At 37.8% G+C, this 14,304-nt stretch carries 13 protein-coding genes; all 13 read right to left on the reverse strand.

From position 1 onward, the window contains the following. Nucleotides 1–149: 149 nt before the first annotated feature. The 13 genes from coaE to ACQKTA_RS03670 all read right to left on the reverse strand — a co-directional run bounded on the left by coaE (nucleotide 150) and on the right by ACQKTA_RS03670 (nucleotide 14,289). Nucleotides 150–749, reverse strand: coding sequence for a dephospho-CoA kinase (gene coaE / locus ACQKTA_RS03610; protein ID WP_427814223.1), 600 nt, complete (start codon nucleotides 747–749; stop codon nucleotides 150–152). A 6-nt stretch (nucleotides 750–755) separates the two neighbouring features. After that, nucleotides 756–1,595, reverse strand: coding sequence for a DNA-formamidopyrimidine glycosylase (gene mutM, locus ACQKTA_RS03615; RefSeq protein WP_427814224.1), 840 nt, complete (start codon nucleotides 1,593–1,595; stop codon nucleotides 756–758). 116 nt (nucleotides 1,596–1,711) lie between these two features. Further along, on the reverse strand, nucleotides 1,712–4,348 hold the full coding sequence (polA, locus tag ACQKTA_RS03620) for a DNA polymerase I (protein ID WP_427814225.1): 2,637 nt from the start codon (nucleotides 4,346–4,348) through the stop codon (nucleotides 1,712–1,714). Between the two features lie 172 nt (nucleotides 4,349–4,520). Then, nucleotides 4,521–5,204, reverse strand: coding sequence for a Bax inhibitor-1/YccA family protein (locus tag ACQKTA_RS03625; protein ID WP_332580095.1), 684 nt, complete (start codon nucleotides 5,202–5,204; stop codon nucleotides 4,521–4,523). After that, nucleotides 5,197–5,664, reverse strand: a complete 468-nt coding sequence (locus ACQKTA_RS03630; RefSeq protein WP_427814504.1) for a MaoC family dehydratase — start codon at nucleotides 5,662–5,664, stop codon at nucleotides 5,197–5,199. Before ACQKTA_RS03630 ends, ACQKTA_RS03625 begins: the two co-directional genes overlap by 8 nt. Nucleotides 5,665–5,838: 174 nt before the next feature. Further along, the gene (murC, locus tag ACQKTA_RS03635) at nucleotides 5,839–7,173 is read right to left on the reverse strand and encodes a UDP-N-acetylmuramate--L-alanine ligase (RefSeq protein WP_407856184.1); all 1,335 of its coding nucleotides are present in this window, start codon (nucleotides 7,171–7,173) and stop codon (nucleotides 5,839–5,841) included. Between the two features lie 102 nt (nucleotides 7,174–7,275). Then, the gene (locus tag ACQKTA_RS03640; protein WP_427814505.1) at nucleotides 7,276–7,725 is read right to left on the reverse strand and encodes a SprT family protein; all 450 of its coding nucleotides are present in this window, start codon (nucleotides 7,723–7,725) and stop codon (nucleotides 7,276–7,278) included. Further along, nucleotides 7,718–9,898 carry a Tex family protein gene (locus ACQKTA_RS03645; RefSeq protein WP_427814226.1) on the reverse strand — a complete coding sequence of 727 codons (2,181 nt, stop codon included), beginning with the start codon at nucleotides 9,896–9,898 and terminating at the stop codon, nucleotides 7,718–7,720. Before ACQKTA_RS03645 ends, ACQKTA_RS03640 begins: the two co-directional genes overlap by 8 nt. 112 nt (nucleotides 9,899–10,010) lie before the next feature. After that, a complete protein-coding gene (locus ACQKTA_RS03650) occupies nucleotides 10,011–10,907 on the reverse strand; it encodes a DMT family transporter (RefSeq protein WP_427814227.1) in 897 nt (298 codons plus the stop codon). A 69-nt stretch (nucleotides 10,908–10,976) separates the two neighbouring features. Beyond that, nucleotides 10,977–11,705, reverse strand: coding sequence for a metallophosphoesterase family protein (locus ACQKTA_RS03655; RefSeq protein WP_427814228.1), 729 nt, complete (start codon nucleotides 11,703–11,705; stop codon nucleotides 10,977–10,979). A gap of 32 nt (nucleotides 11,706–11,737) precedes the next feature. Continuing rightward, nucleotides 11,738–12,109: a VOC family protein gene (locus ACQKTA_RS03660; RefSeq protein WP_332580090.1), complete on the reverse strand. Its 372-nt coding sequence runs from the start codon at nucleotides 12,107–12,109 to the stop codon at nucleotides 11,738–11,740. A gap of 146 nt (nucleotides 12,110–12,255) precedes the next feature. Next, nucleotides 12,256–13,647 (reverse strand): L-cystine transporter, encoded by a 1,392-nt coding sequence (locus tag ACQKTA_RS03665; protein WP_427814229.1) that lies wholly within the window; start codon nucleotides 13,645–13,647, stop codon nucleotides 12,256–12,258. A gap of 258 nt (nucleotides 13,648–13,905) precedes the next feature. After that, nucleotides 13,906–14,289, reverse strand: a complete 384-nt coding sequence (locus ACQKTA_RS03670; RefSeq protein ID WP_332580088.1) for a DUF1149 family protein — start codon at nucleotides 14,287–14,289, stop codon at nucleotides 13,906–13,908. Between the last annotated feature and the right edge of the window lie 15 nt (nucleotides 14,290–14,304).

The raw sequence follows: 14,304 nt of genomic DNA on the forward strand, positions 1-14,304 counted from the left end.
TTCACTTTAATTTGTGAAAATTGATTTGTTCATTCATTTTTTATTCCACAAATAACCTTTTGCTACTTCTAGTTATTCGTTTATATAACAAGAGTTTACCATAACAAAGCGACTAAAAAAAGCGTCGTACTGCTACGACGCTTAATTCTTTAAGAAACAAATTGATTTTTGATCAGCCAATCGATAACTTGTTTTCTCAAATATTCGAGAGAGCCGCAATTATCAAAAATAATCTCTGCTTTTTTCTTTTTCATTTCCAATGACATCTGACTGTCGATCCGTTTTTGTGCATCTGATTGTGATAGTAAATTGCGTTTCATCAAACGTTCCAACTGATATTCGGGAGTAACATAAACAACGGCTACCGCATCCATCAACTCTTCATAACGGCCTTCATACAATAAAGGAATATCTACGATCACTAAATTGCTGAGTGACTTAGCAGCCATTGTTTGTTGTGTGATTTCTTTACGTATAAAGGGATCCAGTACGTGATTTAATTGTTGGCGTTTTTGTTCATCGTGAAAAACGAGATCGCCTAATTTTTTTCGATCTAATCGGCCGTCAGCTTGCAAAATTGCTGGACCAAATGTATCGATCAAAGCTGCTAACCCCGGTGTCTTAGGTTCAACAACTTTTCGAGCGATCAGATCACCATCAACGATTGGAAATTGTCTTTCGGCAAAAATTTTTACTACAGTCGACTTTCCGCTTGCGATTCCGCCGGTGATTCCTAGTACAAAACTCATCGCTTTCTATCCTTTCGACTCGTTTAATTTTTGACAATGCGGACAAAGATGGGTACCGCGTTGAGCTACTTTGATTTTAATGATCGGTGTCCCACAGCGGGGGCAAGGCGTACCTGTTTGTCCATAAACATGTAATTCCTGTTGGAAATGACCTGCTTCGCCCAAAGCGTTTAAATACGTACGAATCGTTGTCCCGCCAGCTTCTTTAGCTTTTGCGATGACTTCAATAATCGCTTCGCGTAATTCGGCAACTTCCTTGGGTTTCAATGTATTTGCTGGACGTTCTGGGTGGATTTTAGCTAGCCATAATACTTCATCGACATAAATATTGCCTAGCCCAGCAACGATTTTTTGATTTAGTAATAGCGGTTTGATCATTGTCTTCGCTTTCCCTAAGTTCTTTGCGAATTGATTTAACTCAAAGTCTTCCTCAGTCGGCTCAGGTCCTAGCTGTGACAATCCTTTATACTCTTTTGCAGTTCCTTTTTGTAATAACGCCATTCTACCGAATTTTCGAACATCATGATAGATCAATTCTGTCCCATCTGTAAAAATAAAACGAACATGGCTGTGTTTGTCTAGCGGCGTTGCCTCTTTGAAAAATTCATATTTCCCTTCCATTCTCAAATGGGAGACCATCTCATAGTGAGTAAATTCAAAAATCAAATATTTTCCTCTTCGCGTTACTGTTTCGATCGTTTCGCCAACTAATTGACGATTGAAAGTTTCTACTTCGGGAAATTCAATGATCCGCGGCCAATAAACATCGACTTTCGCGGTCGTTTTGCCTGTTACTAATGAAACCAATCCTCTTCTTACTGTTTCCACTTCAGGTAATTCTGGCATTCTCTACACGTCCCATTCTATCTAAAAATAGTCATTCGTAAAACCGACTGGAAATTTATTTAAACTAGTTGCTTTGAAACGGTATAAAAGAAGCTGGAATCTCTTCCAGCTTTTTTCTATTTCGCTTCGTACCACGTTTCGCCCCAATTACTATCGGTTAACAATGGCACATCTAATTGTACCGTATTCTCCATGACATCTTTTACTAATTGATCCAATGCTTCTAATTCACTTTCAGGAACTTCAAATACTAGCTCATCGTGAACTTGTAACAACATCGTTGCTTGTAAATCAGATTCTTTTAGTCGTTTGGCCATTTCGATCATCGCCAATTTCAATATATCGGCCGCACTACCTTGGATTGGTGTGTTAATAGCCGTCCGTTCAGCAAATGACCTTACATTGAAGTTTCGTGAATTGATATCGGGTAAATAACGACGACGATTATACAGTGTGGCTGCATAGCCTTTATCTTTGGCTTCTCTGACACTTTCTTCCATATAACGTTTTACATCCGGATAGTTTTCAAAATACGTATCGATGTATTCTTGTGCCGCTTTACGTGTGATTCCTAAATTTTGCGACAAGCCATAATCAGAGATCCCATAAACGATCCCGAAATTTACCGCTTTAGCATTGCGCCGCATATTAGGTGTCACCTCAGCTTCAGAAACGTTGAAGACCCGCATCGCCGTACTTGTATGGATATCTATTCCGTCACGGAAAGCTTGCTTTAAATGTTCATCGCCTGAAATATGCGCCAATACTCTCAATTCAATTTGCGAATAGTCCGATGAATAAATCAACCAATTTTTTTCTCTCGGTACAAAGGCTTGACGGATCTTGCGTCCTTCTTCTAAACGAATCGGAATATTTTGCAAGTTAGGATCTACTGAACTCAAACGGCCGGTTTGAGTTAGAGTTTGGATATAGCGCGTATGGATCTTGTTGTCTCCTTGAATCACTTTCAACAAGCCTTCAACATAAGTAGATTGAATTTTTGCTAATTGACGATAATCTAAAATATGCTCAACAATTGGTGCTTGTTCTTTTAATTGCTCTAAGACATCCACTGCTGTCGAATAACCTGTTTTTGTTTTTTTGATTACTGGAAGATTCATTTTTTCAAATAAGATCACACCTAATTGTTTCGGTGAATTGATATTGAATTCTTCTCCAGCTTCTTGATAGATTCGTTGTTCGATCTCTTGAAGACGTTTTGAAAATTCTCCCCGCATTCCTTGTAAACGTTGAGCATCGACTGTAATCCCCGCAATCTCCATTTCAGCTAAAATCCGTGAAAGCGGCAATTCCATTTGATAAAATAATTTGTCTTGTTGTTTCTCTTCTAATTCTTTTTCCAACTTTTCACTCAGGAACTGGATTGCTTTGATTTTACGGGCTAAATGACCATAAAAAAGTTCTGGATCTTCGGGTAAGCCTTTTTTAGCTCCTTTACCGTATACTTGTTCATCTGTTTGGATTTCTGTATAACCATAGTATTGAGAGACTCCTGCAATATCATTGCTGTTGTCATTTGTATCTAATAGATAGGCTGCTAGTAAAACATCAAAATTAATCCCTTCTGTTTTACCAATGTAACGATTCAGCGCCACATATGTCCGTTTGGCATCATAGACTTTTTTACCATTAGACTGCTCCAACCATTTTTTAAAGGCTGCATTTTCAAATAAAGCCAATTCATCCGTCACATAAATTTTTTCTTTAGTTCCCCAAGCGACAGCTACGATATCTGAAAGATGATAATTATCTTCTAACATCTCTACATATAGAGCTGCATCTGGTTCAAACATTGATGTATCAAACTCATTGACTACCTCAAAGACGATATCTTCTAGTTCGACTTCTTCTTCCACATTCAGTTTGCTAAGAAAACCTTTGAAATCCATTTCCTTATAGAAAGGAAACAATTTATCTAAATCTTTTCCATGGTAAGCTAATTCATCGATTGAGATCTCGACTGGTGCATCTACTGCGATTGTCGCCAATTCCTTGGAAAGAAATGCCTGTTCTTTATCGTTGATCAAGTTTTCTTTCATTTTACTTTTCTTTAGTTCATCGATGTTTTCGTAAACACCTTCGACAGTTCCGAATTGTTTCAATAATTTAATTGCTGTTTTTTCGCCGACTTTTGTCACACCAGGATAATTATCCGAAGTATCCCCTGCTAAACCTTTCATGTCAATGATCTGGTTTGGTGTTAATCCATCATACTTTTCAGCCACATGTGCTGGTGTATAAGATTCGATTTCACTAACACCTTTGACTGTGATATCGACTTTCACTTTATCAGTGGCTAACTGAGTTAAATCTCGATCTCCTGATAAAACGACCACATCAAAACCTTGAGCTTCTGCGCGATGAGCCAATGTTCCAATAATATCATCAGCTTCATAATTTTCCAGCTCGTAATGTTTAACGCCTAAACCTACTAATAACTCTCGTAAATAAGGCATTTGTTCTCGGAATTCTCCCGGTGTTTTTGAACGACCACCTTTATAATCTGAATACATTTCTGTTCGAAAAGTTGTTTTGCCTGCATCAAAAGCAACTAAAACGTGCGAGGGCTGCTCACGGTCCATGACATTTTCGAACATATTATTAAACGCATAAATGGCATTTGTATGTAAGCCATTTTGATTTTTGAACCGCTCCAAAGAATTGTGTAACGCAAAAAAAGCACGGAAGGCCACGCTATTTCCGTCAACCAGTAATAATTTATTTTCATTCATAATTTCTACTCCTAGTCTCATTCCTAATTTAAGGCATCTATTTTAACTTTTCGTTTGTCTAAATCTCCACGTTTTATTTTAACAAAGTATCACTTGAAAAGAAAAGATTGAAACTGCTCTATTCAGTTATTCTTGAAAAATAAGGCAAAAAAATAGAGGCGATCGATCGCCTCTATTTAGTATTACCAAAAATTCTTAAGAATGAAATGAACAAATTGATGAAATCTAAGTAAAGTTTCAAGGCCATAAATACCGCGGTACCATTTCCAGCTTGACCATTTGAACTGACATAGATTTTTCTGATCATTTGATTGTCATAGGCAGTGATACCAGACATGATGACTACCATCAAAATCGAAATAAAGAAATCAACCGCACTACTTTGTAAAACAAAAACATTTAACAGCATGGCAATGATGATCCCAAATAAACAACTTAGACCCGCACGACCGATTCCTGATAGATCACGTTTGGTAAACGAACCGATCAATGACATCACTAAGAAAGTTGCGGCAGCTGTTACAAAGGCTTGCGTAACTGTCCCTAGATCATACATGGCTAACGTTACTGCTAACGTCAAACCATTAAGCGCTGAATAAACAACAAATCCGCCGATAGCCAGTGTTGGATTTTTTTGAGCTTTTACACTTAAGAAAATAACCAAAGCCATTTCAGCGATCCATAATCCCCAAAAGCCTAAAGGAAAATGATTGATAAAATTTGATACTTGATAAATCCATGGTCCTAAAGCCATATAGGAGATCACAGCACTGATACCTATTCCTAAAGCTAAAAAAGCATAAATTTTTCCATAAAAACGGTTCAAACCATATACTTGTGTTTCTTGATTATTCATTTATATCATCTCCTATTGGATGGGGCTGCGGTGGTTTCACCATAACAACTGCATCTAAGATACGTTTCTCTTCATTATCTGTAGATTCGATAGCTTCAACAGAAATGGTAACAACATCTTTCATTTTATCAACTTTGATCACTTCGAATTTAAAGGTCAATGTTTCATAATGAAAAACAGGATCAATAAAATTGATCGAAAAATTCACAACGTGGGAACCCGGTCCTGGTAAATGTTTTGAAATCGCACTTGTAATGATCCCCATCAACATCACTGATGGCACAAGTGGTTGTTCATATTCGGTGTCTTTAGCGTAATCGTGTTGGATATATAAAGGATTGGCATCATTCGTTAATCCTAAATACAAAAGAATCTGATTGTCTTCAATGGATTCTGTTAACGATAACGAGTCACCTTCCTCGATTTCATCAATCGTTTTTCCAATTTTCCGAGACTTCATGTTATACAAATTTATTCCCTCCGTATATTAGTTATACTACTGATTATTTTAGCAGAAAGTGTTAAAAACACAAGCGTGGGTCTTTTGAAGTTTTAATTTTTCTAAAGTAATCTTCATTTTTCATTAAAAAAGACTCGATGATTTCATCGAGTCTTTTAAAAGTATCATCTGCAATTATAATACGTTACGAGTCGTATTACTTAATAAATCTTCATACGCACGTTCAAATTTTTGAACATCGCCGGCACCCATAAAGATAACAACAGCATTTTCATGATCCAATAATGGAGACATGTTTTCTTCTTTGATGACTTGGCCGCCTTTTTGGATCTTCGCGCCTAAATCTTCAATTTTTACATCGCCAGCTGTTTCGCGAGCAGATGAGAAAATATCACAAAGATAAACTTTATCTGCACGATCCAACGCTTCAGCAAAATCATCCATCAAGGCGATCGTACGAGTGAACGTATGTGGTTGGAAGACAGCGATCAATTCTTTTTCAGGATATTTTTGACGAGCGGCATCAATCGTCGCTTTGATTTCTGCTGGATGGTGCGCATAGTCATCCACGATCGTCATATCAGCGACCGTTTTTTCACTAAAACGACGTTTGACACCAGAGAAAGTCAACATTTCTTCACGGACTTGATCCATATCTAACTCTTCAAAGTACGCTACTGCAATCACTGACAAAGCATTTAAGATATTGTGTTTGCCAAATGACGGAACTGCAAAACGACCAATGAATTTTTCATTATGATAAACATCAAAAGCAGATCCATTGGTTGTACGAACGATGTTGCGGGCTTGAATATCATCATTTGCAGACAAACCATAGTAGTAGATTGGAACATCTGCTTTTAATTTACGCAAGTATTCATCGTCACCATAGGCAAAAATACCTTTTTTGACTTGAGATGCCAACGTTTGGAAAGCATCGAAAACATCGTCGATACTCTTGAAATAATCAGGATGATCAAAATCGATATTTGTCATGATTGAATAATCAGGTGAATAAGCTAAAAAGTGACGTTGGTATTCACAGGCTTCAAAAGCAAAGAATTTGGCATCTGGAACACCATGGCCTGTACCATCACCGATCAAATAACTTGTTGGAGCTAAGCCATTTAAAACGTGCGCTAATAAACCTGTCGTACTTGTTTTCCCATGAGAACCAGTTACAGCAATGCTTGTATATGGTTGAATAAATTTGCCGATAAAATCATGATAACGAATGATTTCTAGGCCTAATTCTTTGGCACGAGCGATTTCTTCATGTGTATCTGGAAACGCATTTCCTTGAATGATCGTCATACCTTCTTTAATATTGTCTTTACTAAATGGCAAAATAGTAATGCCGGCTTTTTCTAAATCGCGTTGAGTGAAGAAATAATTTTCAACGTCAGAACCTTGTACATTGAATCCTTTTTCATGTAAGACCAATGCTAGAGAACTCATCCCTGATCCTTTGATTCCGACAAAATGATAAAGCATATCTTTTTTATTCATCTAATCCTCTTCCTTATATGTACAAAATTGATTGCGGTTCACATTATCATATAAAAATACAAAAATAGCAATCTTTTATCCTCCAGCTGAGACTGGATTCTTCTACATTTCAATTGTCTTCAAAAATTTCAGTCTTCCTTGACAACTTCCGCAAACATAGCGGGCGGTATTGATTTTACGTCGACGTTTGATTTCTTGCTGACACGTTTGGCAACGATACACTTGATAAAGTGACGTACTAAGCGGCGGTGTAAAACGAGAACCGCCTACTAACTTGAGCAACTGTTTAAATTCCCTATCTTTATGTTGATAGCCTCGACCTGTGATATGCAAATGGTAATGACACAACTCATGTTTGATCACCCTGATCAATTCTGGCTCGCCGTATTTTTCATAGACCAATTGATTAAAATCTAAATCATGGCTGGACAGATGATAACGACCACCCGTCGTTTTTAATCGCGAATTAAAACTTGCTTGATGACAAAATGGCTGGTGAAAAGATTCTCGCGAAATCTTTTCAACCAAAGCCTGTAATTCTTGATTAGTCATTTTTCTCACTTTGGATCATCGTTAAGCTGATACGTCCTTTTTTCACATCGACAGCCTCGACCCAAACAGTCACAACATCACCGACAGAAATGACATCGGTTGGATGTTTGACATAATTTTTACTTAACTTAGAGATATGGACTAAACCATCTTGTTTCACACCAATATCTACGAAAGCCCCAAAATCGATCACATTACGAACGGTGCCTTGCAATTCCATCCCAGATTTTAAATCTTCCATCGATAAAACATCTTGACGAAGTAATGGTGCTGGCATTTCATCCCGCATGTCTCGTCCTGGCTGTACCAATGCTTGCAACATATCTTTAATCGTTTCTTTCCCGATTTCAAATTGCGCTTGCAAGTCACTGACTTGCAGTTCATTGATTTTCGCTGTCGCTTCATCAGAACCTAGCGCTTTTAAATCTACATTAGCCAACGCTAAAATTTCTTTCGCACTAGTATAACTTTCCGGATGGATCGCTGTATTATCTAAAATATTTTTTGCATCAGGAATTCGCAAGAAACCAATGGCTTGTTCGTAAGCTTTTGGTCCTAAGCGGGGAACTTTTTTCAATTGTGGCCGCGAAGTGAACGCACCATTTTCTTCCCGATAGTTCACGATATTTTGAGCAGTAGTTTTATTTAAGCCTGAAACATATTGTAGTAACTGCGGACTTGCAGTATTCACATTGACACCGACTTGGTTGACCGCTGTTTCAACAACGAAATCTAAACGTTCTGATAAACGTCTTTGTGAGACATCGTGTTGATATTGACCGACACCCACTGCTTTAGGATCGATCTTAACCAATTCAGCTAATGGGTCTTGCAGACGCCGAGCGATACTTACAGCACTGCGTTCCTCGACATGTAAATCAGGAAATTCTGTTCGCGCAATATCACTGGCTGAATAAACCGAAGCTCCCGCTTCATTGACAATTACGTAAAAGACTTCTTGTTCAACTTGTTTCAGCTGTTCAGCCACAAATAATTCTGATTCACGGCTGGCTGTACCATTCCCGATGGCAATCATTTGGACTCCATGTTTCTTGATCAATGCTTGTAACGCGGGGCCGGCTGCTTGGCGTTTGGCTTGAGCTGCTGGTTTATGCGGATAGATCACTTCGATTGCTAAGACTTTTCCAGTCTCATCAACCACTGCTAATTTACAACCTGTCCGATAGGCTGGGTCAAATCCCAAAACAACTTTGCCCTTCAACGGTGATTGCAATAATAAATTACGAAGATTTTCGCCAAAAATATTGATTGCTTGTTCATCTGCATTTTCAGTCAATTCATTTCGGATCTCACGTTCGATTGCTGGACCAATAAAGCGTTTATAGCTATCTTTATAGGCTTCGCGAATAAATTCAACCGTAATCGAACGATTATTGGTAACTAATTGACGCTCTAAATAATCAGCGATTCTGTCTTCTTCAATAACAATCGAAACTTTTAAGATTTCTTCTTTTTCTCCGCGATTAGAGGCTAATACACGATGAGAAACCATTTTATTGATTGGTTCTGCAAAATCGTAATACATTTCATAGACTTCTTTTTCATCTTTTGCTGCATCTTTGACTTTGCTTTGATAAACCCCATTTTTCTTCGTGTAGTTGCGGATCCATGTTCGATAATCAGGATTATCACTAATTTGTTCAGCAATGATCTCATGGGCGCCTTGTAAAGCAGCTTCCGCTGTTGTTACTTCTTCACTGATAAACTCAGCAGCCTTAGCAAAAACGTCACCTGATTGAGGAAAGCTCAATAAATACTCAGCTAGAGGTTCTAAGCCGTTCTCTTTGGCAATCGTTGCTTTCGTCCGTCGTTTTTGTTTATATGGACGATATAGATCCTCTACTTTTTGAACTTTAAACGCTCCTTGGATCTTTTTCGCCAAGTCTTCAGTTAATTTTCCTTGTTCATCAATTAAACGTAACACTTCTTGTTTGCGTTTTTCTAAGTTCTCTAAATAGTTATAACGTTCTTCGATTTCACGAAGTTGAACTTCATCCAAACTGCCTGTCATTTCTTTACGATAACGTGCGATAAATGGAACAGTATTGCCTTCAGATAATAATTTCAATGCCACATTGATTTGCTGTGGTCGATAAGCTGACAATTCTTTGTTCAGCAGTTGAATGATTTCTTGATTTAAGCTTTCTGCCATTTCATTTCCTCATTTCATCCAAAATCTTACCTATTTTATCATATTTTCTAATAGATTGCTTCTCTTAGAAAAGTAAAAAACCTTTACTTTCAATCAAGTAAAGGTTTCTGCTTCAACGCGAAAATTTCCTTTGATGCAAAAAATTAGGCAATTCAGATAAAAATAAACCGGTCAAAGTCAGTAAAATTCCTAAAATACTCTTTACGTGCAAAGGTTCTTTTAAAATCAAGACAGATGCAAGTGTCGTGAGCATAGGGATTGTATAAATATAAACAGCTGCACGAACCGCTCCTAAAGTCTTGACTGAAAACCCCCAAGTCACAAAGCAAATAGCTGAGGCTCCGACACCTAAAAAAATCAAGTTCAAAAGATTTTCTGGAACCCAAAGCCTCGAGAGATTCAGCGAATCAACCGAAAAGAACACTACTGGAACCATAAACAATAATCCGTATAAAAAAATCTTTTGGGTTGCAAAAAATTGATTGTAACCAAAGTGACCGATTTTATTTAAAATCAGTGAATAAGCGGCCCAACAGACAGTCGCTAATAAGGCTAACCCATCACCGATTGGATTAACGTTCAAAGTTCCCGAAAAACTAATTAATGCAACACCGGCCATCGAGCAAATAAAGCCTAAAACAAAGACTCTTGGAATTGTTCCTTCTTTTAATACGAAACGACTAATCAAAGCCGTAACGAATGGACTGACAGAGCCAATGATTCCGACATTCATTGCTAGTGTGTAGGTTAACGCCACATTCTCTAAATAGTAATATAGGAATACGCCAAATAAACCCGCAAAAAGAAAGTATTTTTCTTCTTGCCACCCATTGAAACGGATGCGTTTTCTGGAAACAAGTGCTAAAACAAAAAAGCCCATCAAAAAGCGAATAAATAAAATTTCGATCGGTAGAAAATTTGTTAATAAGATTTTGGTTGAAATAAAGGTCAAGGCCCAAATCAATACGGTTAGACTCGCTGCCAGATGCCCTTTTACTGTCTGAGACATTCTTACCTCCTTTTATTTTAAAAAGATCATTTGTAAAAAAAGTGAGATCCCAACGAATCTCACTTTAGCTTAAAAATCAGGCTGCCAAGGATGATCAGCATTTGAAAGTTCATAATCCTCAACGATTCCTGTCTGATTAAAAACTACACCATGAAGACTTCCGCCAAACACCGCTCCACCATCAATCCCGATTTTTCCATCTGATTGCCATAAAGCGGTTGTTTGCATATCCCCATAAAGCATTGGTGTGATCGTATGCCCGAAGACAATTATTTTTCCTGTATTATTTTTTCCTTGGTGGAAAGGTTCACGGATCCATAAGAAGTCAGATTCAGCAGTTTCTATCCATGCTTTACTTAAATCTACACCGGCGTGAACGAATAAGTATTTTCCCCATTCGCAATAAAAAGGCAACACTTCGAGAAACTGAAGCATTTCTTTGTAGCGACTGCGAATCAACATTGCGATTTCGGTTGGTGAATATTCCTCTGTTGCTCCTTTATGCAACAAACTCTCGATCGTTTCTTTTCCGCCATTGTGAAGATAGCTTGGATACCAATCTTCTGGAGCTGCCATAAATTCTAAAAAGTATTGTTCATGGTTACCTCGTAAATAGATCGCTTGGTATTTTTTTACCAATTCCATTGCTAATAACCAGCAGTCCTTACTCTTAGGCCCTCGATCATTTAAATCACCGATCAAAATCAATTGTTGCGTTTCAGGTTGAAAGTTCTCTAACATTGTTTGAAACAGATCATACTCACCATGAATATCTCCGATTACAAAAACTTGTTCCATACTTACCCGCTCCTTTCGCTCAAAGGTGCTAATTAATTGCCAGATACAACAAAATAGTTGCCATCTAAATCCACAAAGTTAAATACATATTCTTCGCCGATTTGAGCCAAATCCCCTAATTGGACTTCGACTGTTTGTAATTTTTTGTATAAAGCAAATACATCATCACTGCCGAAAATCAAGGCGGGAGCAGGCTCAGTTACTTCATCATCATTTTTTTCTACGAAGGCCCGATCATAAATCACCAAATGAGTCGTACTATTTTGACTCATTGCTACTTCCGCAACTTGTGATCCATCAAGCTCTTCAAAACTGATTTCAACAAACCCTAAGCTTTGCCAAAATTCACTCGCTTTTTTTACATCATCTGCATATAAAATCACTTTTACTTGTTCATTAAACATTTGATCTCACTCCTAAATATTCACTCTGATAATCTAATCCAAACGCTATCATCACTAATTTATTTTCTATTAACTAACAATTGGCTTCGATTCTTCTCACAGTATATAAAAAAAGACTTGGTCGCGCTAGCCAAGTCTGTTAAAAATTATGAATTTGCTTCGATCGATGCATTTTCATCTTGCAAAATATCACGATCTAATTCATGAATGCGTTCGCTAGTAACTACACCCGCAACCATACTACCACTTACATTGACAGCCGTACGTGCCATATCGATCAATGGTTCAACTGAGATAACCAACCCAACAATAGCGACTGGCAAGTTCATAGCACCCAGTACGATCAATGAAGCAAACGTTGCGCCGCCGCCGACGCCCGCAACACCAAATGAACTGATCGTAACGATGGCAACTAACATCACGATAAATTTCAAATCAAAGACATTTACACCAACTGTTGGTGCAACAATCGTTGCCAACATCGCTGGATAAACACCGGCACAACCATTTTGACCAATTGAAATCCCAAAACTTCCAGCAAAGTTTGCTGTCGCTTCATCGACACCTAACGCTTTCGTTTGTGTTTCGATATTCATCGGCAATGTCCCTGCACTCGAACGTGAAGTAAACGCAAAACTCAATGCTGGGAAAGCTTTTTTGAAAAATGTGAATGGATTGACTTTGACGCCAGCTAAAATCAATGCGTGAACGATCAGTACTACGATCAATGCACTATAAGAAGCTAAAATAAATTTACCTAAATTGACAATTGCTTCAAAATCACTCGTTGCTAAGACATTCGTCATCAATGCCAACACACCATAAGGCGTCAAACGTAAAACTAGTGTGACAATACGCATAATGATTTTATAAAGACTTTCGATCAAATCCGCAAAAAACGTCGCTTCTTTCGGCGCTTTACGTCGTACACCAAGAAAGGCAATTCCGACAAACGCAGCAAAAATCACCACTCCGATCGTACTTGTCGAGCGCGTTCCTGCAAAGTCAGCGAATACGTTCGTTGGGATGAACGACAAAATTTGTTGCGGAATCGAGAAATTTTGGACCATTTCTTGGCGATCCGCTAATTCTTTAATCCGAGCAGTTTCTGCAGCTCCTTTAGTGAAGGTTGCGCCATCAAGATTGAAAATCATTACCATTGCAATCCCAATCAAAGCAGCGATTGCTGTAGTAGCTAATAATGTACCTAAGACATTGGCACTGATTTTCCCAAGTTTATTACTTGTTTTCATCTTAGTGAATGCACCAACAATAGAAATAAAGACTAAAGGCATAACCAACATTTGTAATAATGAAATATAACCATTACCGACGATCCCGATCCATTCCATCGCTTGAGTAATTACTTTGTTATCGTTCCCTAAAAGCAATTGTAAAATCCCGCCAAAAATAATTCCGGCACCTAACCCCGCAAAAACACGAGTAGAAAATTTTACATGTTTCTTTTGCATTTGATAAAAAGCAACTAGCAATGCAACGAATACTAAAATCACCAATACAGTGAACAGAGTTGTCATAGTATTCCTCCTAAAAATAATTCCTAATAATGACAAGTCTGTCAAAGGAAGTAAAGGTTCCCGGTGAACACTCTTCAGTGAACCACCCTAAAATCCAGTTGCGCGATTTCTCAATTTTAGTGACTCAAAAAGTATAACGTAGATTATTTAATTTGTCTTAATTTTTGTTTACTTTCATAAAAATTTTCTGTTAAACAATAAAAAAACCAGTTTGAATTGTGCCTAAATCACATAAGCAGCAATCAAACTAGTTATTATTTAAATCGTATTTGATGAAAAATTAATTTTAATACCTGGTTGATCCAAAGCAATCTCGGTTACTTCATAAACCATCCGTTCGATCAAACGTAATAATGGCGCAATCATTTCGTTGGCTTCAGCTTCTGTCAAATCGTTTTGCCGTCTTACTTGACGGTTGATCACATGAACGACTTGAGAAAACACGCCGCCGATAATAAAATTTTCAAACGGAAGGACGAATTCAATCCTTACACCCATAATACTATTTTCAGCTGGATACCCTGGATCTACAGCATCTAATGGACTGAAATTAATCTGCAACTTTTGTTTTACTTCTTGATCTTTTGGTGGCAATCCATAATTAAATGATTCCACGACTTCTTGATCACGTTGTAATTCCATTTCGCACCTCCTTAG

Source organism: Enterococcus sp. 22-H-5-01, from assembly GCF_050310005.1.
Taxonomy (GTDB): Bacteria; Bacillota; Bacilli; order Lactobacillales; family Enterococcaceae; genus Enterococcus_A; species Enterococcus_A hailinensis.

Excerpts from the sequence above, each read along its gene's own strand:
- murC (WP_407856184.1), bottom strand. The coding sequence starts at position 7,173 with ATGAATAAAAAAGATATGCTTTATCATTTTGTCGGAATCAAAGGATCA.
- ACQKTA_RS03645 (WP_427814226.1), bottom strand. The coding sequence starts at position 9,898 with ATGGCAGAAAGCTTAAATCAAGAAATCATTCAACTGCTGAACAAAGAA.
- ACQKTA_RS03655 (WP_427814228.1), bottom strand. The coding sequence starts at position 11,705 with ATGGAACAAGTTTTTGTAATCGGAGATATTCATGGTGAGTATGATCTG.
- polA (WP_427814225.1), bottom strand. The coding sequence starts at position 4,348 with ATGAATGAAAATAAATTATTACTGGTTGACGGAAATAGCGTGGCCTTC.
- ACQKTA_RS03625 (WP_332580095.1), bottom strand. The coding sequence starts at position 5,204 with ATGAATAATCAAGAAACACAAGTATATGGTTTGAACCGTTTTTATGGA.
- ACQKTA_RS03665 (WP_427814229.1), bottom strand. The coding sequence starts at position 13,647 with ATGACAACTCTGTTCACTGTATTGGTGATTTTAGTATTCGTTGCATTG.
- ACQKTA_RS03640 (WP_427814505.1), bottom strand. The coding sequence starts at position 7,725 with ATGACTAATCAAGAATTACAGGCTTTGGTTGAAAAGATTTCGCGAGAA.
- ACQKTA_RS03670 (WP_332580088.1), bottom strand. The coding sequence starts at position 14,289 with ATGGAATTACAACGTGATCAAGAAGTCGTGGAATCATTTAATTATGGA.
- ACQKTA_RS03650 (WP_427814227.1), bottom strand. The coding sequence starts at position 10,907 with ATGTCTCAGACAGTAAAAGGGCATCTGGCAGCGAGTCTAACCGTATTG.
- mutM (WP_427814224.1), bottom strand. The coding sequence starts at position 1,595 with ATGCCAGAATTACCTGAAGTGGAAACAGTAAGAAGAGGATTGGTTTCA.
- ACQKTA_RS03630 (WP_427814504.1), bottom strand. The coding sequence starts at position 5,664 with ATGAAGTCTCGGAAAATTGGAAAAACGATTGATGAAATCGAGGAAGGT.
- coaE (WP_427814223.1), bottom strand. The coding sequence starts at position 749 with ATGAGTTTTGTACTAGGAATCACCGGCGGAATCGCAAGCGGAAAGTCG.
- ACQKTA_RS03660 (WP_332580090.1), bottom strand. The coding sequence starts at position 12,109 with ATGTTTAATGAACAAGTAAAAGTGATTTTATATGCAGATGATGTAAAA.